This is a genomic window from Actinomadura sp. NPDC048394 (genome assembly GCF_040651755.1).
GTDB lineage: Bacteria > Actinomycetota > Actinomycetes > Streptosporangiales > Streptosporangiaceae > Spirillospora > Spirillospora montaniterrae.
In genome coordinates, this window is sequence record NZ_JBEZJL010000024.1 from 112,938 (window position 1) to 138,534 (window position 25,597).

24 protein-coding genes and 1 pseudogene are annotated in these 25,597 nt (G+C 69.4%); 11 read left to right on the forward strand and 14 right to left on the reverse strand.

The genetic code is table 11. The features are described from left to right. Positions 1-140: 140 nt before the first annotated feature. The gene (locus tag AB0C78_RS19480) at positions 141-1,385 is read right to left on the reverse strand and encodes a PP2C family protein-serine/threonine phosphatase (RefSeq protein ID WP_360749633.1); all 1,245 of its coding nucleotides are present in this window, start codon (positions 1,383-1,385) and stop codon (positions 141-143) included. Between the two features lie 1,137 nt (positions 1,386-2,522). Here AB0C78_RS19480 and AB0C78_RS19485 point away from each other — a divergent pair. Beyond that, positions 2,523-3,440, forward strand: a complete 918-nt coding sequence (locus AB0C78_RS19485) for a TRIC cation channel family protein (RefSeq protein ID WP_360749636.1) — start codon at positions 2,523-2,525, stop codon at positions 3,438-3,440. 197 nt (positions 3,441-3,637) lie between these two features. Here the strand turns inward: AB0C78_RS19485 and AB0C78_RS19490 are convergent, their stop codons facing one another. Both AB0C78_RS19490 and AB0C78_RS19495 read right to left on the reverse strand, forming a co-directional pair. After that, positions 3,638-4,516, reverse strand: a complete 879-nt coding sequence (locus AB0C78_RS19490) for a LysR family transcriptional regulator (protein ID WP_360749639.1) — start codon at positions 4,514-4,516, stop codon at positions 3,638-3,640. 82 nt (positions 4,517-4,598) lie between these two features. Then, positions 4,599-5,222, reverse strand: a complete 624-nt coding sequence (locus tag AB0C78_RS19495; protein ID WP_360749642.1) for a hemerythrin domain-containing protein — start codon at positions 5,220-5,222, stop codon at positions 4,599-4,601. 72 nt (positions 5,223-5,294) lie between these two features. Between AB0C78_RS19495 and AB0C78_RS19500 the strand changes: the two genes are divergently transcribed. From AB0C78_RS19500 to AB0C78_RS19510, 3 genes and pseudogenes are all read left to right on the forward strand, one after another. Then, positions 5,295-5,927, forward strand: a complete 633-nt coding sequence (locus AB0C78_RS19500) for a helix-turn-helix domain-containing protein (protein WP_360749645.1) — start codon at positions 5,295-5,297, stop codon at positions 5,925-5,927. 192 nt (positions 5,928-6,119) lie between these two features. After that, a pseudogene (locus AB0C78_RS19505) lies at positions 6,120-6,428 on the forward strand (integrase core domain-containing protein); the annotation flags it as partial. Positions 6,429-6,526: 98 nt separating this feature from the next. After that, complete coding sequence (locus AB0C78_RS19510) at positions 6,527-7,078, forward strand: hypothetical protein (RefSeq protein ID WP_360749648.1); 552 nt, start codon at positions 6,527-6,529, stop codon at positions 7,076-7,078. A 198-nt stretch (positions 7,079-7,276) separates the two neighbouring features. On the opposite strand, the gene AB0C78_RS19515 is transcribed toward AB0C78_RS19510, so the two are convergent. Both AB0C78_RS19515 and AB0C78_RS19520 read right to left on the reverse strand, forming a co-directional pair. Then, positions 7,277-7,966 carry an SDR family NAD(P)-dependent oxidoreductase gene (locus AB0C78_RS19515; RefSeq protein WP_360749651.1) on the reverse strand — a complete coding sequence of 230 codons (690 nt, stop codon included), beginning with the start codon at positions 7,964-7,966 and terminating at the stop codon, positions 7,277-7,279. Between the two features lie 80 nt (positions 7,967-8,046). Next, a complete protein-coding gene (locus tag AB0C78_RS19520; protein ID WP_360749654.1) occupies positions 8,047-8,571 on the reverse strand; it encodes a DsbA family protein in 525 nt (174 codons plus the stop codon). 175 nt (positions 8,572-8,746) lie between these two features. Between AB0C78_RS19520 and AB0C78_RS19525 the strand changes: the two genes are divergently transcribed. Then, on the forward strand, positions 8,747-9,097 hold the full coding sequence (locus tag AB0C78_RS19525; protein WP_360749657.1) for a helix-turn-helix domain-containing protein: 351 nt from the start codon (positions 8,747-8,749) through the stop codon (positions 9,095-9,097). 845 nt (positions 9,098-9,942) lie between these two features. Here AB0C78_RS19525 and AB0C78_RS19530 read toward each other — a convergent pair. Both AB0C78_RS19530 and AB0C78_RS19535 read right to left on the reverse strand, forming a co-directional pair. Beyond that, positions 9,943-10,380, reverse strand: a complete 438-nt coding sequence (locus AB0C78_RS19530) for a VOC family protein (RefSeq protein WP_360749660.1) — start codon at positions 10,378-10,380, stop codon at positions 9,943-9,945. Between the two features lie 763 nt (positions 10,381-11,143). After that, a complete protein-coding gene (locus tag AB0C78_RS19535; protein ID WP_360749663.1) occupies positions 11,144-11,578 on the reverse strand; it encodes a hypothetical protein in 435 nt (144 codons plus the stop codon). A 1,094-nt stretch (positions 11,579-12,672) separates the two neighbouring features. On the opposite strand from AB0C78_RS19535, the gene AB0C78_RS19540 reads away from it, so the two are divergent. The 3 genes from AB0C78_RS19540 to AB0C78_RS19550 all read left to right on the forward strand — a co-directional run bounded on the left by AB0C78_RS19540 (position 12,673) and on the right by AB0C78_RS19550 (position 14,437). Next, on the forward strand, positions 12,673-13,107 hold the full coding sequence (locus tag AB0C78_RS19540; RefSeq protein ID WP_360749666.1) for an Hsp20/alpha crystallin family protein: 435 nt from the start codon (positions 12,673-12,675) through the stop codon (positions 13,105-13,107). A 260-nt stretch (positions 13,108-13,367) separates the two neighbouring features. Then, positions 13,368-13,709, forward strand: coding sequence for a MerR family transcriptional regulator (locus tag AB0C78_RS19545; protein WP_360749669.1), 342 nt, complete (start codon positions 13,368-13,370; stop codon positions 13,707-13,709). A 257-nt stretch (positions 13,710-13,966) separates the two neighbouring features. Next, entirely contained in the window at positions 13,967-14,437 is a 471-nt protein-coding gene (locus AB0C78_RS19550; RefSeq protein ID WP_360749672.1) for a hypothetical protein, read from the forward strand. Between the two features lie 653 nt (positions 14,438-15,090). Here AB0C78_RS19550 and AB0C78_RS19555 read toward each other — a convergent pair. Beyond that, positions 15,091-16,194 (reverse strand): saccharopine dehydrogenase NADP-binding domain-containing protein, encoded by a 1,104-nt coding sequence (locus AB0C78_RS19555; RefSeq protein ID WP_360749675.1) that lies wholly within the window; start codon positions 16,192-16,194, stop codon positions 15,091-15,093. A 124-nt stretch (positions 16,195-16,318) separates the two neighbouring features. On the opposite strand from AB0C78_RS19555, the gene AB0C78_RS19560 reads away from it, so the two are divergent. After that, complete coding sequence (locus tag AB0C78_RS19560; RefSeq protein ID WP_360749678.1) at positions 16,319-16,885, forward strand: helix-turn-helix domain-containing protein; 567 nt, start codon at positions 16,319-16,321, stop codon at positions 16,883-16,885. 361 nt (positions 16,886-17,246) lie between these two features. Further along, positions 17,247-17,591, forward strand: a complete 345-nt coding sequence (locus AB0C78_RS19565; RefSeq protein WP_360749681.1) for a hypothetical protein — start codon at positions 17,247-17,249, stop codon at positions 17,589-17,591. Positions 17,592-17,974: 383 nt separating this feature from the next. Here AB0C78_RS19565 and AB0C78_RS19570 read toward each other — a convergent pair whose 3' ends face one another. From AB0C78_RS19570 to AB0C78_RS19580, 3 genes are all read right to left on the reverse strand, one after another. Further along, a complete protein-coding gene (locus AB0C78_RS19570; RefSeq protein ID WP_360749684.1) occupies positions 17,975-18,916 on the reverse strand; it encodes a hypothetical protein in 942 nt (313 codons plus the stop codon). 317 nt (positions 18,917-19,233) lie between these two features. Beyond that, on the reverse strand, positions 19,234-19,581 hold the full coding sequence (locus tag AB0C78_RS19575; protein ID WP_360749686.1) for an SDR family oxidoreductase: 348 nt from the start codon (positions 19,579-19,581) through the stop codon (positions 19,234-19,236). A 210-nt stretch (positions 19,582-19,791) separates the two neighbouring features. Continuing rightward, a complete protein-coding gene (locus AB0C78_RS19580; protein ID WP_360749689.1) occupies positions 19,792-20,751 on the reverse strand; it encodes an NAD(P)H-quinone oxidoreductase in 960 nt (319 codons plus the stop codon). 356 nt (positions 20,752-21,107) lie between these two features. Here AB0C78_RS19580 and AB0C78_RS19585 point away from each other — a divergent pair, with 356 nt between their 5' ends. Then, on the forward strand, positions 21,108-22,394 hold the full coding sequence (locus AB0C78_RS19585; RefSeq protein WP_360749692.1) for an NADH:flavin oxidoreductase/NADH oxidase family protein: 1,287 nt from the start codon (positions 21,108-21,110) through the stop codon (positions 22,392-22,394). A gap of 51 nt (positions 22,395-22,445) precedes the next feature. Here AB0C78_RS19585 and AB0C78_RS19590 read toward each other — a convergent pair whose 3' ends face one another. The 3 genes from AB0C78_RS19590 to AB0C78_RS19600 form a co-directional block, all read right to left on the reverse strand. Then, positions 22,446-23,342, reverse strand: a complete 897-nt coding sequence (locus tag AB0C78_RS19590) for an acetoacetate decarboxylase family protein (RefSeq protein ID WP_360749694.1) — start codon at positions 23,340-23,342, stop codon at positions 22,446-22,448. Between the two features lie 190 nt (positions 23,343-23,532). After that, positions 23,533-24,507, reverse strand: coding sequence for an alpha/beta hydrolase (locus tag AB0C78_RS19595; RefSeq protein WP_360749697.1), 975 nt, complete (start codon positions 24,505-24,507; stop codon positions 23,533-23,535). Between the two features lie 223 nt (positions 24,508-24,730). Next, a partial coding sequence (locus tag AB0C78_RS19600) for an MFS transporter (RefSeq protein ID WP_360749700.1) occupies positions 24,731-25,597 on the reverse strand: 867 nt, incomplete at its 5' end.

Sequence of the window (25,597 nt, forward strand, 5' to 3'; positions counted from 1 at the left end):
GCACAGATGATGAGCGAAGACAGCCAGGCGGGCTCTGCCGCATCCGGTCCCTACGGCAGTTTCGGTGGTATGACCGACCCCGCTGCGGCCACCGAAGAACGACGCCCGGCGTCGCAGCCGGTTTCGGCGCCTGCCGAAGCTCAGCCCGGCGTGTCCGAGGACTCCTGAGTCTGTGCTGGGTGCGCCGGCGAGGAGCTGTCGGTGGCCGGCTGCTTCCAGTCCAGGCACAACGCCACCGCGTCGTCGGCGAGATCCTGCCCGCCGAGGTGCTCCATGAGCTCGGCGATGACCGCCAGCGGCACCTCGGCGGCGTCGAGCATGCGGGTGCGCCGGGCGACCTGCTGCAGCGCGGTGGTCCCGAAGACGCCGTCGGGTGATGTGGGCGCGGTGTAGAGCCCGTCGCTCACGATGATCAGGCGGTCGCCTGACTCGATCTTGAACTGCTGGATCTGGTAGCGGGTGTCGGCGAACATGCCGAGCGGCATCTGGTGCTCGAGCTCGATCGGGATCATCGTCGTGCCGCGCATCAGCAGGATGTGGGGCGAGCCGGCGTCGACGGCGGAGACGACACCGTCGGCCAGGTTCACCCGCATCACCAGCGTCTCGGTGAACTCGGTGCCGCGGTAGCGGGCGTGGACCATGTCGCCGGCGAGGGCCGCCTGCTCGGCGACGTCGGCGCCCGAACGGCGGGCATTGCGCAGCGCGCCGACGGCAAGGGAGGTCAGCAGCGCTGCCTGGATGCCCGTCCCGGACCCGTTGGTGACGGTCAGCGTCAGATGGTCGCGCTCGGTCGACCAGTCGAAGTTGTCCCCGCCGATCGCATAGGCGGGCTCCAGGTGCCCGGCCAGGCTGAACTCCTCGCCCGCGCAGCCGTGCCCGGGCAGCAGCTGCCACTGGATCTCGGCCGCGAGAGTGAGCCGCTGCAGACGGCGAGCCCTTTCATAGCGGTCGGTGTGGTTCCAGGCGACCTTCAGGGCGCAGCCGATGATCTCCGCCATCTCGGCCAGATCCGGGAGGAGATCCTCAGGGGCCGGATCACCGGTGGTCACGGCGAGCACCCCCAGCCGCTCACCGCGAGCGGTGACCGGCACGCAGACCTCACACCCGTCGGGGGCGGCGCCCCGTCCGACGACCGGGTCGAGGGTCGGCTTCCGGGACACGAACGCGCGTCCCGCCAATGTCCCCGCTATCCGGACAGGTTCCGGCTCGTCCTGGCCGTCGAGCGGGACCAGGACGTTGAGGTGATAGTCCGCGAGCAGAATCCGGACGGCGGAGACCGCGGGCAGGCACCCCTTGAGCGCCTCCTCCACGGCCTCGGGCAGAGAGTGCGCTGGTGTGCGGCGCAGGTGGTCCTCCACCTGCGCGGGCCGTGTCGCGCGTGTCATCGGAAGCGCTCCGGCGTCACGCCGACCTGCCCATGGCGGTGGCCGGTGGCCGGCGCCGGGCCGGTCATCGAGCCGGCCCCTCTTCGGCACTGCATAGGCGGCGGCTCCTCCACCAGTTCTCGGCACCGGTGCCGACAGCGCCCGGCCACGGCCGCGGAGCGGTTGTCGGCCGCCGATGTGATGCCCTGCGTCACGGCCTCACTGACCTGCGGGCCGGCCTTGAAGATACCCGCAGAAGCGACAAATCAGGAACTAATGGTCACTTTTGCTCTGATCCGACGGTCGAGGTCGTCCTCGTCCTCGTCACCGGCGACATCCCGGCCGCACCACCCGATGCCGGGGAGTAGCAAGCGAACCACCCACCGTCCGGGGCGTTCGACGGAGCCGGCCGGGAACGGCACCCGGCAGCGGCTCAGCCCTGGACGCGCTGTGGGCCGAGAAGCATTGGTCGAGCCCGACGCCGGTCGGCGTAGTAGTCGCCCCAGCCTCCGCGGGCCGCGGGAGAGCCGAGGCAGAGCGGTCTGGCGGCAAGTCCCCGATGGAGCCGGGCTGAAGCGGTGGTGTGCACGGTGGCCAGGTAGCGCAGGGGCGATTGCGGCGCGGCAGCGGGGTGAGCGGTGTCGGCCTCTGGCTGTGGACGTAGTTGGCTGCGGCCAGGCGTTGGTCCTCGAGCTCCTAGTCGGGTGAGATCGGCGTCGGGGTGCGTAGTGGCCGGGCGCCCTGGGGCGGCTCGATGTGCTCGGGAGTCCGCGTCGGGGGCCAGATCACAACTTTTTTGGCTGATGATTTCCCCGCCGCGCTCATGGTGTCCTGGGACGGCTTCAGATTGACCGGCCCCGCCCGCCGGCAAGCCGGTGGTTTCTGCTGCCAGTGCTGTCGCGATCTGCGGAAGGCCCAGCCTGCACCGGGCACGGTGTCCAGATTGCTGGGGGTGGGGTTCGGGGCGTCACCGGCCGCGATGGTGCTGAAGCGGGGCAGCAATTTCCACGCACGACTCGGCGACGTCACCGGTGTGCTGTGCCCGCCCATGGGACGACAAGGAGGTGAACCAGGTGACGGCCGGCGTGGATCCGGGAGAGCCGTTTTCGGGTGCGTGGCTTGGTCGACAATGATGACTCCGCAGGAGAGACCCTTTTCATGGCCAACGGGGAGTTGTGGCAGACGATCCAGTACTTCATGGATTGGATCGGCATTTTCGCGTTCGCGTTGTCGGGGGCGCTGCTGGCCGTCAGCAAAGACTTCAACGTCTTCGGTGCCATCCTGCTGGCGGAGGCGGCAGGGCTCGGCGGCGGCGTGTTCAGGGACCTTGTGATCGGTGTGCCTCCTGTCGCCTTCACCGATGTCGGCTACTACCTGGCCCCGGTGGCCGCCGCGTTGATCGTCTTTTTCACCGCGCGAGCGCATCGCGGTGAGGCCCTTTTCCGTGCGTATGTACTGCTCGACGCGGCCGCACTGGCCCTCTTCAGCGTCACCGGCACGACCAAGGCGCTCGGTCATGATCTCAACGTGCTCGCCGCCACGACCCTCGGCGTGGGAAGTGCCGTGGGCGGCGGGATCCTGGCCAGTGTCATCGCGAACGAACCACCGGCCGCGCTCCGCTGGAACCGCGATCTTTACGTCCTGCCGGCGCTGGTCGGAGCCGGGGCCGTCGCCGTGCTGCACGCCACCGGCTGGTTGAACGTGGTCACCGCGTCCAGTGCGTCCGTCATCGCCTTCACCCTTCGACTGATGGGTCTGCGTTACCGGTGGCACACCCTGCGCGCTTATGTGTGGCGCAATCCGTTCGCAGGGATGCGCCAGGTGCCGGTGCTGCAGGAGTCGCCACCTGTCCTCGGAAACTGGCCGGCGCACGAGGACCACGCGACGCTCCAATTCAACTCCCCCTTCGCTCCAGCGCAACCGCAATTCTCCGACCCGGGGCCGGTGCCAAAGCCGCCTACGGCGGTTCCATTCCCTGCTCCGCCCCCGCCCGTCCAGTCATGGCCGCCCGCCCTGCACACGACCCCTGACGGGTGGCCGGCGGCCCGGGACACGCATCCGGAAACGAGGAGTTAAAGGCTATGAGTTCTATGTCGTTCGAGGCTCGACAGCACACGAAGCGCTGCTGGTGGGATTGGCTCGAAGTGAAATGGCAGTGCGCGGAAGACTGCCCGACCTATTTCGACCTGGGCATTCCGATCCATGAGGAGCCTCCGTCAGCCGACCCCGAGGCGCGCCCCAGCAAGGCGAGTTAGGACACCGGTGCCTCGGCCCTACTGGACGGGACGGCGTCTGGTGAGCAGGTGGGCGGCGCTGCGGAAGGCCGCGACGGCCGGGCGGTGGTCGTCATCGCGAGTGGCGATGGCGAGCCTGGCCGGAGGCGCGTCCTCCAGGGGGACGTAACGCACGCCGGGGTGAGCGGAGGAGTCGGCGGCGGCCATGACGTGCAGGCAGAGCCGGCCGGTGGTGGCGACCGCAGCCGGTATCGCGGACGGGGTGCGCACCCCGGTGCCGCCCCGGCGCACCTGCTCGGCCTGCGGCCCCGCCCAGGTGTCCATTCGGGGCGTGCCGTCGAGCGGTACCCAGGCCGCGTCCTCAACCTCGGCCAGGGTGAGGAGATCGGCATCGGCGTAGGGCGAGCGGGCCGGGACGACGACGCTGCGGGGCATGGTCAACACCCGCTCGAAGGCAAGCCCGTCCATGGGCCCGGGATAGGGGACGAGTCCGACGTCGACCTGGTGGGAGCGGATGGCGTCGTACTGGTCGGCGAAGGACAACTCGCGGTAGTCGAAGGCCGGGCCGGGCAGCCAGCGCGCCACTGTCGCGATCAGCGCCGGCACCCGGTCGAGCAGGTTCCCCAGGGCGCCGATGGTCAGGCCGCCGTCGTCGCGTTCGGTGGCCCAGCGGCCGGGGTCGGTGAGGGCGTCCATCGCGTCGAGGATGGCGCGGGCCTCCGCCAGGACCCGCGTCCCGGCCGGGGTGAGGGTGACGCGCCGGCTGGTGCGGTCGAACAGCCGGACGCCCAGGTCGCGCTCCAAGCCCTGGATGTGCCGGCCGAACGGCTGCGGGCTGATGTAGTGCCGTTGGGCGGCGCGACCGAAATGTAATTCCTCTGCGAGCGTTATGGCATAGCGAAGCGACCGGGAGTCCATCACTTCCTTCCCTCCGCGAATGCGACTGGGCTCCTGGCGAATGCGACGCTCGGAATGGCCGTTTATGGGAGGGGAGTGCGGGTCATGGCTCCATCCCCCGCAGGACGCGCAGGTCGGCGGCGGCCTGGCCGCGCAGGGCCGGTAGCAGTTCCGCCATCGGCGGCGGCATGGTCGCCAGCACCGATTCGACTTCGGCGGGCGTGCCCACCTCGTCGAGGAGTCCGATCATCAGGTGCCCGGCCACGGGCGGCGTTGTGGCGACGACTCTCTGGGCGAACTCCTCCCACTGCGCCGGCGTGACGTGCTCCCGCAGGGCGGGAAAAAGGATCGGCTCTTCGTGGGCCAGGTGGTTGTGCACGCTGTCGCGCACCTCGACGGCCGCCTCGCGCAGGGCGCTCGGGTCGTCGGTGCCGGCGAGGCGGTCGAGCGCGGCGTCCAGGCGGTCGTGCTCTTCGGCCAGCTCGTCGAGGGCGTGCTTGGTCCCCGGCGCCGCCGCCGCGATGAGCGGCCACAGCCATTCGTCTTCGGTTTCGTGATGGTGGCGCAGGTTCACCACGAGGAAGTCCCGCAACTGCGCCAGCGCCTCGCCGGGCACGGAGGGCCGGCCGCCGGCGTCGACGAGCAGCCCGGTGCCCAGCCTGTGCGTGGCGTGGATGAGGCGCGTCTCCACGACGGCCTGCGGGTCGCGCTCGGGATTCGTGTCCATGGTGGCTGACCCATTTCATGTTAGAGGCTCTGCAATGAACTTATTCACTCTAACACCGAGTAGGTTGAGGGCATGTCTGAAGTGACCCGGAGGTACCGATCAGCACGCCGTGAGCAGGGCGCCGCCCAGACCCGGCAGGACATCCTGGACGCGGCGCGCGAGCTCTTCATCACCTGCGGGTACCCGAACGTCACGATGGGCGACATCGCTCGGTCGGTCGGCGTCGCGACAAAGACGCTCTACGCGAGCGTGGGCACCAAGACCCAAGTCCTGCATGCGCTGCTCGCCACGGACGTGGCGGACTCGCAAACCACCGGACTGCGCGACGAGGTACTTCGGAAAAAGGACCTCGCCTCCGCGATCGCATGCCTGGCGCACGGAATCCGCGACAACACCGAACGCTTCGCACCGTCCATCGAGCTGCTCTACTCGTCCATGGCCAGCGACGACAAAGCGCGGCAGATATGGGACTACGTCATCACGCAGTACCGCCAAGCGCTTCGCGAAGTCGCGCAGCACCTGGTCGACATCGGCGCGGTGGCCCCGCACCTCGCCGTCGAGGGCGTATCAGACCGTCTGTGGCACTGTTTCGGCTTGGCGGCATGGCGATCGCTGGTCGTCGACTGCGGCTGGAGCTACGACGCTGCCGAGCGCCTGCTCGCTCGCCAAGCGATCAGCATGCTCCAAGACTCCGTCCCGGCATAGTCGGCGGGATCCTGCCTCCGCTGTTCATCGGACGTGGACGGTCGCGCTTGCGGTCGACGCGCCCTTTAATCCGCGACGGGCGCACGTTCGAGTCATCGCGCCCGGACACCCGGGAAGGCCTCGGGACACGCTGTGGCAACGTGGCGGCGAGCGGCCAGTGCGCCCGGGCACCTTGATTCATCGCTCCGACCGGGCTGCCAGTACGTCAGCTTCCGGTACACCACCAGGCTGGCCGACCTGGGCGTAACCGCCTCGGTCGGCTCGGTCGCCGATTCGTATGACAATGCGATGGCCGAGTCGCTGAACGCCACCTTCAACACCGAGCCGATCCACCGGCGCACCTGGCGAACCCGCGACCAGGTCGAGTACGCCATCGTCGAATGGGTCGGCTGGTACAACCACCGCCGGCTGCACACCGCTATCGGCGACGTCACACCCATCGAGTACGAGACCGCGTACTACCGTTCCATCAACACACCAGCGCCAACCGGCGCCAGGTAAACCGGGCTTCATCGAACCCGGTGGATTTCAGACCGCCGCCTCCCAGGTAGGGGAGTACCGTCTGCGGTTCAGGGCGTTGCCGGACGGTCAGGTGACTCGTGGACATCGAACAGGTCGTGAGCATGCTTCAGGAGGTCGCCGAAGCGGCCGCGCCGCCCGACTTCGAGCAGCGCTTCGGCTATCCGCCAGGCGACAATCACGTCGTACTCGCCCGCGACGCCACCGGTGCCGCCGCGCTGCAGGCGGCCTTTCCCGGCAAGGTCCCACCTGACGTCGCGGCCTTCTTCACCGCGGTCAGCGAAGTGAGCCTGCCCGATGTCTGGAACGCCTACTTCATCGGTCCGGTGTCATGGACGATCGAGCTCCATAAAGCGAGCGAGCCTCGCTACGTCCGCTTCGAGGACGCCGACAGGGAGGTCATGATCCTCGCGAGCAACGTCGGCGGGGACATGTTCGGCCTGCTGGTGGCTCCCGAAGGGTCGATGCTGGCGATACCGGCGGCGGGAATCGAGAACGGTGTCCATCGCGCCGACACCGCGGGGGCTCCCGGATACCGACCGATCGCCGACACCTTCGGGCAGTTCCTGCAACGGCTGGCCCAAGCTGCACTGGCGGGCGAACCGGACCCCTTCGATCCCCACCGCCGCTGACCGCGTCCCCGGTCGCCACGGTTTGACCAGACCCAGGCAGTGGGGCCCGACGCGAGGGATGAGCCCGCCGGGGGGCCGGTGCGCATGGGAGGGCGGTGCTGCCTCTTGCGACTCGTGTGGCGGCGCTCATCCGCAAGCTCCAGCAGGGATGTGGGTGGGGGCGGACGCTGGAGCACGGGTGCGGGGTGAGCCGGGTGGTCAGGTGTTGAAGACGGCCTCGGGGCGGTCGCGGTTCTCGTGCAGGTCCCAGTACAGGGGGGCGATCTGTTCGGGCGTGGCGGTCGGGCTGCCTTCGGGGGCGTCCACGACGCCTTCGCCGATCCAGACGTTGATCGCCACGTGTCCGGCGTACACGCCGGTGCCGGCCAGTTCCTTGTTCAGGTTGATCGCCCAGTTGCGCAGAGCCGCTTGGGCCGCGTTGGCGTTGCCGAGCATCGGCAGCGGGTCCACCGAGCCGCCGCCGCTGGTGAACAGCAGGGTGCCGGCGCCCTTCTCGCGCATCGCGGGCAGTACCGCCCGGGCCGCCGCGACAGCGCCGTAGAAGGCGTACTCGATCATCGGCTGCAGGTTGTCGACGGTGACCTGTGAGGGAGCGGCCATCGTGAGGCCGGGCACCGGGGAGTGCGGGGCCGGGGAGTACTCCAGTACGTCGATGCCGCCGAAGCGGGCCTTGGCCGCGTCCAGGGCATCGGTCAGTGAGGCGCGGTCGAGGATGTCGGCGGGGAACGCGGCGGCCGTGACGCCTTCCTGACCGAGCTGGTCGACCAGCGTTTCCAGCTTCTCCTTGGTGCGGGCGATCAGGGCGACGTCGAAGCCGCGGCTGCCGAAGGCGCGGGCGATGGCCAGGCCCATGCCGGGGCCGGCGCCGACGATGGCGAGAGTGGGCACAGTGAGACCTCTTCCGTGTTGTTGCGGCCGGGACATGCGGAGACCCGATGCCCGGCCGTCGTGTGGATCAGATGTGTGGATCAGGCGTGGGCGGCGTGGTCGGCGGGAACCGCGCAGCCGTCCGGGCCGCAGGTCGCCGCACCGTTGTCGGCAACGACAGCGGTCGGGCGGGTCTGGTCCCAGACCTGGCGCAAGACGCCGAGCAGGGTGTCGGTGTCCTGCGCTCCTGCGAGGGCGTACCGGCCGTCGATGACGGTGAAGGGCGCACCGGTTGCCCCGAGCCGCTGCGCCTGGTGCGCGTCTTGCTGCACCTGACGGCGGTAGCGCCGGTCGGCCAGGACCCGGTAGGGGGCCAGTCCCTCGGCGGCGGCCATGCCTTCGATGTCCGGTACGTCGCCCTGCCCAGGGATGGCGCCGTACTTGGCCAGCACATATTCGCGGACGCTGAGCGTGCGGTCCTCGGGCAGGCCGCTGCGCAGAGGGAACGAGCGGTGGACCACCTCTACGTCGCCGCTGTGCTCGAATCGCTCGACGGCCCGACCGAGCCGATGGCCGCCCAGGCCGCACCAGGGGCAGGCGATCTCAGCCCAGATCTCTACCTTCACGGCCTGACCTCCAATTCCTACTGTTTGTTCGTAACGCCATGATGAACCAGTATGGAAGGCGGTACAAAAGGCACATCGGTGTGCGTGACGGAGAGGAACGGGCGCCATGCAGGACAGCGCGGGTACCGGGATGGCGGCTTCGGCCGGGCCGTGTGCGAGCATCCCCGCCGATCACATGGACTTCATCCGCCAGGTGCTCGACCGGGTGGGCGACAAGTGGAGCATGTTGATCATCGCCGTCCTGGAGGGCGGCCCGATGCGCTACACCGACGTGCAGCGCCAGATACCGGGCATCTCCCAACGCATGCTGACCCACACCCTCCGCCAGCTCACCGAGGACGGGCTGATCAGCCGTACGGCCTACGCCGAGGTGCCACCGCGCGTCGAGTACGCGCTCACCCCGCTCGGCGGCGGCCTGCACGACCTCGTCAAGCAGCTGATCGGCTGGGCCGCCGACCACCACGACGAGATCCGCGCCAACCGCTCCCGCGCCGGCACCACCGCCTCCTCCGCGTCCCGGCCCTGAGCCACGGGCCCGGCCAACGCCACCGCCTCCACCGACCGGACCACCGCAGCGACCATCGCCGTGCGCTCCGGCTCCCGGGCCCCAGCCAGGTTCTGTCCTTCGAACGCGGCGGGCATGCCGTGGTGGAGGTCATCGCCGACGGTCCCGGCGTCCTCACCGGCGAACGGGGGCGGCTGTTCAGCCGGTTCCACCGCCACGCCGAAGCCCGCCGCACCGACCCAGAGGGCACGGGGACGTCCCACTTCGTCCCCCGGTCGGCTCGCGAGTTCGCCGCGGACCTTCAAGCACCCGAGCCGGGCCCGGGATGCGCCACTTCCGAATACCCCATTCGCCCGCAGGAGCCAGGCAACCGAGCCGACCGGAGCGGGCAACCCCAGACTCCTGCGGAATCGAATCCCGAGCCGAGATCACCAGCTCCGGTGGCCTCTGCAAACCCCGCGGGCAGATCAGCGGCCTTCAGCGTGCGAATCCGGCCAGCTGCCGATCGGAGCTGACCGCCATGGCCCGCGCGGTACAAGGACGAAAGCGGCGCTGAGCTGGGCTTCGCGCCGATTCCCGCAGGCCAACGTCCGTCGGGGTGCGCCCGACGGGCCCGGGTTGGTTCATGCTTGCCCTGCCGCACCGTCCGCTGCAGCCTGCGACTTTCCGTTCGGTCAGGCGCCGTGCTCTCACCGGCTCTGCCATCCAGACCCCACCCTCGACCAGCGAACACATCGCCATCGACAAAGAGGCCCCGGACGGCAGCGTCGCGGACAACAACCGGGGTGTCGTCGATAGTGACGGCCTACTGGACGGATTCACAAACCCGAGGAGGTTGGCAACATCGTGAGTGGGCCGGTAGGACGTCAGTTCTGCTTCAGCTCCTCGGCGAGCATCACGATGATGCCACTGGGACCGCGGACGTACGCGAGCTTGTAAATGTCCTCATAGGTGGCCACGCCGCGAAGCGGACGGCATCCGTGTTTCGCGGCTACCTCAAGGGCCTTGTCGATGTCGTCGACCGAGAATGCGACGCGGTGCATACCGATCTCGTTGGGACGAGTGGGCTCCGACTCGATCGCCGTGGGGTGGACGTACTCGAAGAGTTCGAGGTGACCGTGACCATCCGGCGTCCGGAGCATCGCGATGTTGGTGTGGTTGCCATCAAGGCCAACGGCGGTGTCGGTCCACTCACCACTGACCGTGTCACGGCCGACGAGCGTGAGACCGAGGTCTGTGAAAAATGAGATCGCTGCTTCGAGGTCGCGAACGGTGATGCCGACGTTCTCAAGCTTGATGGCCATGTGCCGCATGCTATCGAGCCAGGGCCGACCAGCTCTGATGGCGAGCCGGGACTCGATCGAACAAACCCGGTGAGCAATCAGGAACTAGGGTGAGGCCTGAGCTGCCGGGTCCAGGCGATGACAGCGTAGAGGACGACGGCGGCGGTAGAGGGTGGCGTGCTCGTCATACCGGTTCGAGAATCCTCGCCATTGCTTGATGGGGCAGTAGCGGCGTTCGATCAGGCTGCGATTCCGGTAGCGGCGGCGTCGTGCGAAACGGCGGTACCAGTCCATCCGCGAGATGAACGGGCGCGATCGCCTGCCCTGTTCCCGGCCGGGCCCCCTCGGGGGCGGTGCCGATGCTTTTGCGGACCAAGAAACTACCTGCGTGCGCGCCAAGAACGCCGAAACCGGCCGACCCCAGTCGATGAGTCGGTCGCGGCGGCGCCGTGCGAGGCCGGGCGGTCCAGGATGCGGCGTCCAGGATGGGGCCCGCGCACTGGCGGGCGGCGGAGACTCTGACAGCGCGCCGATCTTGGCTTTGGTCGACGCGGGGAAAGATACCCGCCGGAGGTGATCTGCCTGCTGTCGCTTGCCTCGTCGTCTCCATCACCGTGCGGCCTTGCCGCAACGTCGGGGGGTCGCTCAAAGCCGCCTCGGTAGCGGGGACGGTGAGCTTTTCGGTGCTGTGGCACGCCGTCTTCCGCGCCGTGCGGCCCACGTGGACAAACGGCCGGCCCCGCGCGTCCAGGGCCACCAGAGCCGCCGACGGTGGCATTGTGGCTCATCGCCGAGCGGATTGATCGCCGAGCGGAGACGGCGGTGCTTCAGCGGCCAGCGCGGGCTGGGGGCCATGGCTCGCCCACAGGACGGTGGCCAGCAGTTCGTCCAGTTCGGCGGGGTCGCCGGGGAGCAGTTGGGGTGCGTCAAGCAAGGCGGTTACGCGCCCGATGTCGGGGTCGTGGGCGTTGGCCTGCAGCCAGCCGGTGCCCGCGCAGTCGGTGACCGCCGCCACCAAGTCTCGAAGCGCCACCGGGTCGACCTGTTCGCCCGGGCCCCAAGCGGCATCCCTCGCGGCGTCGGTAGCGGCGCCGAAGTGGACGGCGGCCAAATTGTGCAGGACGACTGCGGCGCGGCTCTGGGTGAGGGGGTTGGGGCTGTGGGTGTGGACGTAGTCGGCTGCGGTGCGGGTCTTGCGCAGGATGGTGCTGTTCACCACGGCGATTACCTCCTCTACCTTCTCCCGAACCGGGTCGATACGGCGACTCGCCCGCTGCAGGCCCCGCCGTTGCGGACGGCACTTGGCTGGTGGGCGGCGCCGTCGTGTGATTGCGGCTGGGGACGGCATGAGGGCCGGGCCGGCTCGTGCTGAGGGAGAGAACTCGCCGGCCCGGTTGATGTGCTGACGCTGAGCGAGACTGTCTTTGCCCGGTTGCCGTTTCCTCCTTCCGTCGTGACGTGCTGCCTCGGTGAATGCGGCTGATCTGGCGGCTGCTCGTCCCGAGGACGACCCCGGGAGGTGCTCGCTCCGCCGTCGGGATGCTCCGCCGTCGGGTGCGTCATGGCCGGGCAGTCGCGGGAACCCGGCCTCCAGGCTGCGGCTGGAGCACCGATGCAGGAGAACGACGTCGGGACGGCGGAGGCGAGCGCTGACGCCGAATCGCGCTGCCGCTGCCGGCGGCGGCCGAGCCCCCGGCCGAGCGGCGGCCAGAGGGGTCCGGCATGTCATATCGCCACGGTCGCCCGGTGGGGGGAGTGGACGGGGGTGCAGGCGGCCCGGGCCAGGTGGGTGGCGCGCCATAGCTTGCCGCGATCAGGGCATCGAACTCCTCGCGCAGCCACTGGTCGTCGGCGCAGATCAGGTCTGCGAACTCGCGGCCTACCCGCCGCGGCACACCAATCGGGGCCATCCCCTGCATGTCGATCACCCCCGGAAACCTCTTGCCAGCGTCACCAGGTCAACGACCGATACACATTTTCTATACCCACGACCGCAGAAAAATGTCAAGCCCCCGGTCGTCGGCAAGCCCACTGCCGAGAGGTTGTCGGTGAAGATGCCGAGGAGCGGGCTGCCGCCGGTTACGCCACCTCGTTCAGGGACTACAGCCCCTCTTGCCGCCCCCACCTGGCCTGATGATCTATCTCGACACGTCGAACCGACCTCAGGGTGCGGGCCCGATACTTGGCTGCCGACCGATGTTTGACAACCAGCCCGGCATGGTACTTATGATTCCAGTTGCAGGGTTCCTTCCCTGTGAGGCGCAAACAGTCCCGGGCGTGGAGGCCCCGGGGATCTTCGGAGGTGAGCGAGCGATGCTGCTGACGTCGATCGACCCGTTCGTGCAGGAGTTCGAGCGCCAGTTCGACCGCGCGGTCCGGCAGGCCGGGCTGAGCGGCCGCGGCGAGGGTGCGGGGATGCCGATGGACGGGATCCGCCGCGCCGACGACGTCGTCCTGCGGTTCGACCTGCCCGGGATCGACCCCGGCTCGATCGAGGTCACCGTGGACCGCGGCGTGCTGACCGTCAGCGCCCGGCGCGAGGAGGAGTTCGGCGAAGGCGAGCGCGTCTTCGTCCGCGAGCGCACGATGGGGACCTTCACCCGCCGCGTCTACCTGTCGGAGCACCTGGACGCCGACGCGATCGAGGCCGCCTACAACAACGGTGTCCTGGCCGTCCGCATCCCCGTCCTGGAACAGGCGAAGCCCCGCAAGATCGCCGTCCAGGCCCAGAAGGCGATCAGCAACTGACATCCGATGGGCCACGGGCAACCGCCCCGATGAACGGCCGTCACCGGCACGGCACCGCACCGCGAGGGCGTCGGTTTCGGATCGGGGGAACCCGGTGACCACCCGGCCGGCAGCGGACCCGCCGCGGCGCGTGCGGTATTCGGGTCACACCAGCACCACCGCACCGCATCGGCGGCGGGCCGCTGTCTCAAAGCCGCCCGAAGCCCCGAGCACCAGGCCCCGGCACGAAGGCCGGTGATGATTAGAAAGGAGGGCGGCCGGTGAAGCTCCCCATGGACGACGAGTACGCGGCGCTGTTCACCGTCGGGCAGGTCGCGGACATGCTGCAGGTGCAGCAGGCGTTCCTGCGCCGCATCGACACCCACCAGATCGTCTCGCCGCAGCGCTCGGCCGGCGGACAGCGCCGCTACAGCCGCGCCGAGATCGGCCGCATCCAGCAGGTCGTCACCATGATGGACGAAGGCATGACGCTGCCCGCCATCCGGCGGATCTTCGAGCTGCAGCACGAGCTCGTCGAACTCACCCGCGAACGCGACGAGCTCGCCCGTCGCCTTGCCGCCTACAGCGCGACCCGCGCCCCGACGGCACCGTCCGACTCCTAACCGTCCCGGAGCGGCGACCTCGCGAACATCCCGCTTCCCGGTACGGGAGCCTGCACCGCCAGGCACCCGGTTGAACAACGTCCAAGTCGAGCCACGCCCCAAGTCGCCCAGAAGAGCAGCTCTGCGGCCGTCACCCCTGGCTTCGTCCTGAGCCGCAAGGACGCAGTCGCGATGTCCAGTTCTTGATCACTGACCCGCCCGTGAACCATCAGCCGCCATCTGGCGATGGTGGCCGTGCATATGCAGGAGAAGAGAGCTTGTCTGCCCTCACTGAGCAGGTCGAAGACCTTCCCGCGTTCGGATACGGTCGCTGGCGGCAGCCGCTGCGGACCCGCCGCGACCGTGACGCCGAGACCATTCGGGAGGTGTTGCGCAACGCGGGGCGCCCCGAGTTCGGCCACCCTGGCGACGGCTTCTTCGTCGACGGCGGCCGCGACGGCGAACCCTTCCTGGTCGCCTGCGCCTCGCGCGCCCGCCGCCGCACCCTCAGCCCCGCCGCCGAAATCGCCGCCTACACCACCGCCCTCACCACCGCCGGAATGCGCGTCGAGCCCCCAACCGGTCCCGACCTCAGCCCCCTGCTCCTGCACGTCTACCCCCGCCAAGAGAACGAGCGTGCAGGTCGAACCGGATACCGGAACACCGACGAGAAAACCGCCAGCGGCGCGCTGACCACCCCTGCCACGCACCTCGGTCGGCAGTCGACGGCACATCGACCGGACGCCTGAAGGCCATTCGAGACGCTCGCGCGCCGATCGCGGCCACCTCGCCGGAAAGGAGATCAACAGCCGCAGGCGGCACGTTGCGCGGCCTGGCCGATCCAGCCCACGGTGGTAGGGCGTTCCAGACCAACCACGCCCGAGTCCCGGCCGCGGTCGCCCGCGACCCGCACAGCCGCATCCGCGACATCGCCAAGCACATCGGCATCACCGAATGTGCCGTCCAGCGGATCGTGACCGACGTCGAGGACGCCGGCTGCTTCACCCGCTCCCGCACCAAGCCGGCACCCGAGCGTGCATCGACCACGTGGGCCGACTTCTCGCGCTCCCGGGCCCGGGCATTGGTGGCGTGTGGAGGCCGGGCCCGCCGGGCCCGCCGCCCCCGAGGCGACCCGAGCCAGTGTCCTTGAGCTCGTTAGCGCGGGTTGCTGTCGCGTCGTGGAGGGCTGGTGAGCAGGTGCAGCAGTGTGCTGACAGGGCAGGGCAGGTCGTTGAGCGGCTGCGTGGCGTGCACAGTGCGCACGGACGTAATCTTCGGCAAGGGCAACGTCCACGCCGTCCCGGAGCGCCTTGCTGGAGTTCGCCGCCGTGTGCGTCCTGGCGGTTGTCGCGGGCACTCGCCGAGGCCCCGGCAACCGCCGGACGGCGGGCGTCGGCGCTCCTCAGTCCAGTATGAAGGCGCCGCCCACGGACGTCGCCAGGTCAGCCCCAAGGGCGGCTGCCGGCGTCCAGGACCCGGGCCTGCCGACGCCACGGGCCAGCAGTTCGGTGACGGTGGCGGTGACGTCGGCCGTGAAGTCCATACCGTCGCCGGCGCGGAGCCATCCCTCGTGCTGGGTGCCGTCCGCCCACTCGACGACGGCGTGCCCCCAGGAGTGCTTGCGCGGACGGGGCGTGGCCTTGATCCGTACCCGGCCGAGCCGGTCGACGGCGAGGCGTCGCAGCGCCGGAACGGACAACATGCGGCCCAGCAGCGGGAGCAGGGCACGTATCAGCGGAGCGGTCGGCACGAGACCGGAAGTCGCGGTGACGAACGGTGCTCCGCTCACCGCATGCGCCGCGACGAGCTCGCCGGACGCGACACCTGCCGACTTCGCCGCCTCCCCGTCCGGAAAGGAGAGTCGCTGCGGATCTGCGCCGAGGCGCGACGTTACCAGCCGCCCATTCTCGTACCGCCGCCCACCGGTGGTGAGCACGTCCACCATGCTGGCCGCCAAGGCGGCACCGAGCACTCCCGCCTCGACGGCCACCGAGCCCACGGCGTCGACCAGCACCCGGTGCGGTGCGGGCCGCCCTTCGCACAGCTTCGCCACCACCGCCTCCGTCGCCAGCACGCCGAATCCGGCGCCGGTGACCAGGGTGCTGCCCGCCCGCACCGCTTCATCGTGCAGGGCGAGCAGCCCTTCCACGGCGACCAGGTCGCTGGCCTGGTCGACGTAGTGGCCGCCGGGCATGCAGGCACGGGCGATCACCGGTGCCGTGGCGGCGAAAGCGCCCATCGTGTTCACCACCACCCGCGGGCGTTCCCGCACGATCTCCTCCGCGATCCGCTCGGCGGAGTCGGCGACGACCACCTTCGCATCCCCGGGCAGACCGGCTTCGGCCCCGGCGGCGACCATCCGCTCCCGGCTGCGCCCGACCGGCACGACCGTCAGCCCCCGCGCAGCCAGTCGCGCGGCCACACCTCGGCCGACACGGCCGGTGGCCCCGACGACCCACACCTCGTCGTTCGTCCTGACCTCGCCGGTCTCGCTGGTCTCGGTCATGTGAATGTCACCCTGCCTCTTCCGGGCCGCACCGGCGACGGGCGTCCCCAGTGATGACACAGTGTGTCATGAGTTCAGGCTAGCACCGATGGCACAGTGCGCCATCACCTGTTACCGTCGGCCTGTGGCGAGGTGGGATCCGGGCGCGGAGGAGCGCCTGAAGCGGGCGGCTCTGGAGCTGTACCTGGAGCGCGGCTACGACAACGTGACGGTGACCCATATCGCCGAGCGGGCCGGACTCACCCGGCGTTCCTACTTCCGCTACTTTCCGGACAAGCGCGAGGTCCTGTTCGCCGGCTCGGAGCGCCTGCCCCCGGCACTGGCGGAGGCGGTCCGGGCGGCGGACCCGGACGCTGCTCCGCTCGCCGCCGTCCTCGACGCGCTGGCGCGAGTGGGTGCCGAGCTCGTCGAGCAGGTGGACGGCGCGACGGAGCGCCGGGCGGTGATCGATGCCAGCCCCGAGCTGCAGGAACGCGAACGGACCAAGACCGCTGCGATCACCGCTGCGATCAGCGACGCCCTGAAGCAACGTCAGGTGAACGCCGAGACGGCCGAACTGGTCGCGCAGCTCGCCACGGTGGCCTTCCAGAACGCCTTCCGGCACTGGATCGAGGCCGAAGGGCGTACGAGTTTCGGCAGCTGCCTGCACAGGGTGACCGACGAACTGCGAGCCGCCCTCGCCGGGACGTGAGAGGGACGTCTGCCCGTGGAGGGTCGGGGACTGGCGCGGTTCCGCATGGTGCGGTCCGTTTCCAGTCCCCGCCCGTCAAACGCGATCAACCGGCCGGGGTCGGTCGTGTGGCATTGTCGTGGGCGGCGATCACGGCGAGCAGAGGGTGGGCGAGCATCGCGAACACCGGCCAACGCCGCCAGGAGGTCCAGCGGCAGACCTGGTGCTCGTCGAGTCCGGCCGGATTTGCCAGGCGCCGAGGACTTCGCGGAGGGGCCGCGGCGCTCCAGGCTCCCCGGCCGGAGCAGCGGGTCAGCGCACGGATCGACGCGGTCCGCACCGGGCTGACCGCCGGCGCGGGGCCGGTGCGGCGGTCGGGCTGATGCCGCCCTTCCGCCGCCAGCGGCACCAGGAGATCGCGACCGCGCTCAGCGACTACGACGCCGGCGAACGCCGGATGACCGACCTGTACACCAAAGCTGCCGACCAGCTCGGCTCCGGCAAAGCACCCGTTCGCCTCGCAGGCCTGTACGCCCTGGAACGCCTCGCCCAAGACACCCCCGGTCACCGGCAGACCACCGTCAACCTGATCTGCGCCTACCTGCGCATGCCCTATACACCGCCCGGCGACGACCTCGACCTCCCCAACTACCGGCATCGCCACCACCAACAGCGCTACCAAGCCGCCCGCCGCGGCACCCCCGCCCCCAACGGGTGGGGCTTGTAGGGACGTCTGCCTGGGGTGCTGTCGCTCGCGTAGAGGGAGCGGAGGTATGTGGTTGGGCCGCAGACGCACGTAGACAAGAGCGTCGGCGACCCGCACATGGACAACCCGAACCCCAGCCTGTTCTGGAACTCCCGGGGCTACAACGTCCGATAACGCGCTGTCTCCTTCCTGATCAGCAGGTCGCCGACCGCCCGAACTCTCACCCCCGGGATTCTCGGTTGGCCATGACCTGCGCCGAAGGTTTTAGGTTCTCGCCGGATATGCAGAGAAGGCAAGCGGCGCCATCGCCGCCGATGGGTTTCTGGCAGAGCGCCTGCCTCCTTTGGGCCGGCCAGAACGCAGCCCCCCGACGGCTGCCGCCGCGGTGGTCGGCGGTGCCGGTTTTAGGAAGCCTCCCACCACGGTTCGGTGTCCTTTTGAGCGACGAATTCGTGGAAGTCCATGTTGGCGATTTCCAAATTGCACGCCAGCGATCCGACCTTGTTGCAAGGGAGGACGGCGGGCTGCCCGGGGGTGTCGTAGAGGTCGACGACCGTCAGTGGGCGGCCTGCCTCGGCGAAGGTCCTGGCGTCGGCGAGCGCAACCAGCGTGGTGTGCTTCTCCGGCGGGACCAGTGCGGGGACCTGGCCTGGTTGGAGGTCCTCGAAGGCCCGGTCGTCGACGACTCGCGCTGTCAGCGGGTAGTTCTCGACGTCGATCTCGTCCGGGTCCGGATTCCTGCCGACCCAACCCTGCTCGTCGACCCCGTTCAGGTCGGCGAGCAGGGCGCGCCAGCCGTCCTCGTCGTCGAAGCAGGTGCGGACCAGCAGGGCGGCGTCGGTGGCGGGCAGCGCCGGGAAGGCCCGGTGCGGGGGCGCCGCAGGCGCGGGGAAGGCCGGCCGGCCTCGATCCCCTTGGTACATCCCGGTCACGTCCATGTCGCGCACGATCTGGTCGAACGTGAGGGCGCCGCTCGTCACGGCGGTGAGGACCTCGCCGAGCCGGGCCGGCGGGACCCGGACGCCGCGTCCGGGCGCGCCGGCCAGGTCGATCAGCAGTGGCCCGTCCCCGCCATAGGCCACCGGGATGTCCGCCAGGACGGCGACGTGCTGCGCCGTGCCGCCGTCAGGTACGACCGCCGGTACGTTCCCGCCGTGCAAGGAATTCCAGGCGGGGCTTTCGACCAGGCGGAGCCGTACATCGCCGTCCACGACGAGCACATCACCTTCCCGGCGACCTTGGATCTCATTGAGCAGCCCGCCCCATAATGGTGCGCCGTCCCTGAAGCAGGTGGACACCAAAAGCACCTCGCCGGGCGCGGGCTGGGGAAGGGTGGGAAAGGCCATGGTTCTCCTCCGGAAAAGCCGCTGTCGTGGTGACGGTTCCGGCCATGGTGGTACATCGGTAGGACACTTTGCCCTCAAGCCCGTCGCAGCCAGTGGCGGCGGGCCGGACCCACCGGGCGCGTCCGGGGCGTGGTGTCAGTGGGATGTTGTTTAGTCGAGGAGTGGACGTTGAAGAGCACATCGTTGCGTTGGCGGCCGAGGTCAGGCGGCTGAACAACTTGTACTACGGCGCCGCGCTAAACGCGTCGCGGAGGGGCGGCAGACGGCGGTGGTGAAGCTCTCGCTGGTCGGGTTCCTGTTCAAGGCGGGACCGATCACTAAACCCGGGTTGATGGTGACCAGGCGCCAGTGATCCTGGCTCCGGGCGATCCGCCAGCCTCCATTTCGGCGAAGGTCTTGGAGTAGCTGTAGGGCTCGTGAGCCGGAGAGGACGTCGTGTTCCAGGTCTCCTCGGGCACGATCCGGCGCGGGACGTCGACGATGTCCTGGGCGTCGCCGATCATCGCGGCTACCGAGCTGGTGAGCACCACCCGCTGGGTTTCGCCGACCTCGGTCGCGGTGCCGAGCACGTTGTGGGTTCCGCGCACGGCCGGGTCGACAAGATCGCGTTGGGGATCTCGGACGGACCGACGAAGGGCGAAGCGGTGTGGATCACGATGCGGCATCCCCGCATGGCCCTGCCGGCATTGCGCGGGTCGCGGACTGCGGTATGGACGGTGACTCCCACGTCGACCAGGCCTTTCACCATCCAGCCGGCGACGTAACCGGTGGCGCCGGTCACCATCACCGGCGCGCTCGCATCGACCGGCAGGTTGCTGAGATCGACCTGGGTGTCCACGGAGTCTCACCGAAGTCCGCGACCCGGAGCTCGGCCTCTACTCGTTCACCAGGAGGATCTTGCCGACGTGCCGGCCGGCCTCCATGAGCCGGTGGGCCTCGGCGGCTTCGGCCATGGGCAGGCGCTGATCGATGATCAGCTGCACGGCCCCGTTCTCGATCATCGGCCAGACGTGCTGCTGCACCTCGGCGACGATCGCGGCCTTCTGCGCGGCGGGCCGCGTGCGCAGGGTGGTGCCGTGGACCGATGCGCGCTTGAAGACCAGTTCAGCGAGGTTGAGCGGGCCCTCCAGGCCGTCCTGCATGCCGATGATGGCCAGGCGCCCATCGGTGGCCAGCGACCGAATGTTGCGCTCGAGGTAGCGGCCGCCGATGACGTCGAGGATGACGTCGTAGGGTCCGTGCTCGGCGAAATCATCCGTGCGGTAGTCGAGTGTCAGGTCGGCGCCGAGTTCCCTCGCCCGCTCGGCCTTCTCGGGACCGCCCACTGTGGTGACCACCCGGGCTCCCAGGGCCTTGGCGATCTGGAGCGCCACGGTCCCGACGCCTCCCGCCCCGCCGTGCATGAGGAAGGTCTCGCCCTCCTCGAGCCTCGCGGTCATCACGATGTTGGACCACACCGTGGCGGTCGCCTCGGGCAGCGCCGCCGACTCGACGAGTCCGGTCCCCTTGGGAATCGTGAGCAACTGACCCGCGGGGACGGCGACCTTTTCCGCGTAACCGCCGCCCGTGAGCAGCGCGCAGACCTCGTCGCCGACCTGCCAGCCGGTCACGCCCTGCCCGAGGGCGCTGATGCGGCCCGAAACCTCCAGACCCGGGTAGGGCGAAGCGCCCGGTGGCACCGGGTAGAGCCCCATCCGCTGCATGATGTCAGCCCGGTTGAGGGCGCTGGCCGCCACATCGACGACGACTTCGCCGACAGTGGGCGTCGGGTCGTCCACCTGCGTCCACTCCAGGACCTCGGGGCCACCGGGCTTCTTGATCGATATCGCCTTCATGGATGCTCCGCTTCACATGGCTGAGTGAGGGCTCCCGTGGACGTCCCAGGTCAGGGCGTTTGCGGCAGGTCTTTGCCGGGAGTGCTCGGCTGAAACTCGCCCCGTGGTGGGCCCGTGGTCGCGCCGCGTGCAGGGCCGGCCGCGCAACGGCCCGCCTCTCGGTTACCGGGAGCCGAATGTTTGCAGTGCACACATTAGGAACAGAAGTACGCAGTGTCAACATTCGTGAGGGGTGTCACGTCGGCGGTCGTGTGCTGGGCGCTCTCGCGTGGTGTCGATGTGATGCAGAACACTTCCTTCGATGTCTGCACTGCTCACATCGTCCTCTAATGTGAGCAATGCAAACATGGTCGGTGATGGAGATCGAGAGGGGAACCCGTATGGCCAGCGAGCTGTTCTCACCGCTGTCCCTGCGCTCTGGACAGGTGCTGGGCAACCGGATCGCGAAGGCGGCCATGGAGGAGAACCTGGCCGGCGACGGTCAGCTTCCCGACCGGCGCTTGACGGCGCTGTACCGCAGGTGGGCCGCCGGCGGCGCCGGACTGCTGATCACCGGCAACGTCATGGTCCATGCCGCGGCGCTGACCGGTCCCGGGGGAGTCGTGCTCGACGATGCGGCGCCATTGGAGCCCTTCGCCGAGTGGGCCAAGGCCGGCAAGGCCGGGGGAGTGGCGATGTGGATGCAGATCAACCACCCCGGTCGCCAGGTCCAGGCCGACATGCCCGGTGTCGTGTGGGGGCCGTCGGACGTGGGTGTTGACCTGGGGCGGCACAGCAGCCGATTCGGGCGCCCCGTCGCCATGACCCCCGCGCAGATCGAGGCCACCGTGGCCCGGTTCGCGGTGACGGCCCAACGCGCCGAACAGGCGGGCTTCGACGGTGTGGAGGTGCACGCCGCGCACGGCTACCTCCTGTCGCAGTTCCTGTCGCCCCTGGTCAACCGGCGCACGGACGCCTGGGGTGGGTCGCTGGAGAACCGGGCCCGGATGCTGCTGGAGGTCGTCCGTGCCGTTCGCGCCGCCGTCTCACCGGCCTTCGCGGTCGCGGTGAAACTCAACTCCGCCGACTTTCAGCGCGGCGGATTCGACGCCGACGACGCACGGCGGGTCATCGCGCTGCTCGAACCGCTCGGCATCGATCTGATCGAACTGTCCGGTGGCAGCTATGAGAGCCCGGCGATGACCGGTCGTCCCGCCGACACGCGCACCCGGGCCCGGGAAGCCTATTTCCTGGATCTGGCGACGGACCTGGCCAAGACCAGCCCGCTTCCGTTGATGCTGACCGGCGGCATCACCCGCCGCGACACCGCTCTCAGGGTTCTCGACAGCGGTGTGGCGCTGATCGGCATGGGCACCGCACTGGCCGTCACCCCGGACCTGCCCGACCGCTGGCGGCACGGTCGCGAGGCCGAGCGGCAACTGCGGCCGGTCACCTGGTCCGACAAGGCTCTCGCGTCGTCTGCGAGCATGGCGCAGGTCCGCCACCAGATGCGCCGCCTCGCCCGCGGTAGCGCGCCCAGGCCCGCTATCCACCCCGCGTACGCGCTCTTGTCCGAAGAACGTCGGCGCCGACGGGCCTTGCGGCGCTACCGCGCGTGGCTGCCTGCTTCGCTAGGCACCGCCACAGCAAGCCGCCCCCTGTGAGAGGCCGCCGACGGCGGGCCCGCTCAAGTTCTCGCGCCGGCTCCTCGTCCATCAGGTCGGGTTGGGGACCGAGGTGGGGATGGGCATGTGCAGGGCGATCTGGCCTTCGGTGACGACGTCGAGTTGGACGGGTTGGATGGGCTTGAGTGATCGCAGGTCGTCGGCCATGCGGCCTTCGCCGATCCGGAGAGTGATGTCTCGCGGGAGGCGCGTGGTTCCGGTGGCGAGCATGTTGGTCTGGCTCACGGTGGAGTGCCATGCGCCGTTGATGGTGGTGTAGGAGATGAGGGTGGAGACGCGCCTGCCGCTGGGATAGCTGGTCTGGGTCGGTGTCGGTGCCGAGAACGCCAGGTCGGTTCCGCCGGTGTCGTTGGCGACGCGTGCCGCGGTTCGATCGGTGTCGATGTCGACGTCGAGTTCGGTGACCCACTTGGGGAGACCGTAAGCATCGTGTCCGCGTATCTGCGCGATGTCGGTATTGACCGGCAGCGACAGCACGTAGGAGTCGAGTTGGTCGTTCTTGAGGGCGGCGAGGAGGTCGATGAGCCCGAGCCGGCCGTGCCGGGCCGGTCGCACGGCGATGCCGACGGCGGCCTCGGTGTAGAAGTCGATGTCGCAGACGTCGTAGCGGAAGAACATGATCGAGATCAGGCCGAGGCCTGGGGCGACTTCGAGTGGTGACAGCTCTGCGGGCAGACGGGTTCGGATCGCGCGGGAGCGGGCGAGCAACGTGATGCGGGCGCTGGAGGAGCCGTAGTAGAAGTTCGGCGTGAGCGTGGTGCCGATCGGGGAGTCGACCTTGGTCTTGGGCATGCGCCGGAAGAAGTCCACGCTGGGGACGCGGGGGTCGCGGTCGACTTCGTCGAGGTCGGTGTTCATTCGGTACCGGTCGTAGAGGCCTCCCTTGGGAACCGCGACCTTGTGGTCGCCGAGTTCGACCTCGACCATGTCCTGCTGAGATGACGACATCGGCGCGCTCCTGGGATCCATGGGCCGGGCCTGGCAGGTTCGGTCATCGGCATGCCGGGCTTGGTCCCGCCCGGCGATTCTGGTGATCAGCGCGTCGACGCTCTCGGGGGGCTGCCCCGCCGTGCGGTCGGCGTGGCAGCCGCTGCTGCGTCCGGGGCGCGTGGGCGGCTCAGTTGCCGTGTAGTGCGGTCTTCAGGGCGTCTATGGCGAGTTTGCGGGCGATGTTGGTGGCGTGGGTGTCGCGGAGGCTGTCCAGGAGGAGGAAGTCGTGGACCATGCCGGCGACCCGGACCGCGGTGACGTCCACGCCCGCTTCGCGCAGTTTGTTGGCGTACTGCTCGCCTTCGTCGCGTAGCACGTCGGCTTCGTCGGTGATGAGCAGGGTGGTGGGCAGTCCCCTCAGTTCGTCCAGGGAGGCCTGCAGGGGGGAGGCGTACACCTCGGTGCGCCGTGACGGGTCGGGGGTGTAGGCGTCCCAGAACCATTTCATGCCGTCGCGGGTCAGGTAGTAGCCCTCGGCGAACTGCAGGTAGGACGGGGTGTCGAAGTCGGCGTTGGTCACCGGGTAGAGCAGGACCTGCGCTTTGAGGTCGATTCCGCCGCGCTGTTTGTTCATCAGGGCGAACACCGCCGACATGCAGCCGCCGACCGACTCGCCGGCGACGGCGATGCGGGTGGTGTCCAGGCCATGCTCGGCGCCGTGCTGCATGACCCACTGGCCCACGGCGTAGTTCTGCTCGACCTGGGTGGGATACCTGGCCTCCGGTGCCCGGTCGTAGACGGGGAAGACGCCCGCGGCGCCCGCGCCGACGGCCAGTTCGCGAAAGAGCCGGTCGTGGGTCTTCTCGTCGCCGAAGACCCAGCCGGCGCCGTGGATGTAGAACATCACCGGCAGCGGCCCGCTCGCCCCCTTGGGGCGGATGATGCGGGTGCGGACCGTGCCCCACTGGCCGGTGTCGACCTCGACCCACTCCTCGTCGACGTCCGGACGGGGCACGCTGGTATCGCTCTGCAGATCGAGGAGGATCTCCCGGCCCTTCTCCGGAGGGACCTCATAGATCCGAGGGTGCGGATCGGTCGCCTCGGTCAGCTCCTTGGCGGCGGGCTCGAGGTAAGGGGTGATCGGCGGCGGCAGACTGGTCATCGTCACTCCCTGTCATGGATGCCTGCATGTCCTGTCGCGCGGCCCCATCAGCCGCCACTGGCGGCAAGTTCAGCCCTGCGGAGGCCCGCGTGCCGTGGGCCTTACCCACGGTGACCAGGTCAATCCACCCCTGCAGGCAAACGAGGCCCTTCCTGATCCCACGGCGCCACGCTCCATGCGGCGGCCGATGCGCTGCTGATAGGGCTTACAGCAGGCATTTGCTTCATGGTGTTTCACACTGTGGGACTGCTGCACTGCGGGTCGCCTTATCGGAGCGGCGTGCGGCGTAGCAGGAGAGCATGGCCAGGGCCGAGAGGGTGGCCATCAGGGCGAGGGCGTACCGGTAGCCGGTGACGAGTTGGGCCACGCCCGACGTGGAGATCTGTGACAGTGTGCCGGCGAAGACGTGGTCGCGCAGGGGTGCCGGTACGGGGGCGGTGATGATGGGGAAGGCCAGGGCGGTGCTGATGACGATCCCGATGTTCATGATCATGAGTCGCATCGCGTTGACGATGCCGAGGCGGTGGGAGGGCAGGGCGCGCAGCAGGGCTGTGGCGTTGGCGGGGAGGAAGGCGCCTGATCCGGCGCCCATGAGCATCAGGCCGAGCATGATCGGCCAGTAGCCGGTGTGCGGCGACACCGCGACCAGCAGGACGAGCAGGCCGAGGGTCGTCAGTGCGGAGGCGAGTGCGGCGATGGTGCGGGGGTCGATGCCGCGTTGCAGGAAGCCCGATCCGGTGGAGGCGATGACGGCGATCGCCGGCATGGCGAGGACCTTGAGTCCGGCGGTGACGGCGTCGTCTGCTTGGACGGCTTGGAAGAACAGGGCCATCAGCAGGACGACGGTGATGAAGAGCGGCAGCAGGGCCGCGAACGCGCCGATGCCGCTCAGTACGAGGGGGCTGGTCCAGCCGAGGTCGCCGGCCTGGGACAGGCCGAACAGCAGGCCGCCGAGACCGGTCAGGATGAGGACGTTGCCCGGCACGTCGACGCCCCGCTCGCCGCGGGCGGGTTCGGCCGGTCGTAGTACGGCCGCGCCCCAGGCCAGGCACAGCAGGCCGAACGGGACGTTGTACCAGAACACCCAGCG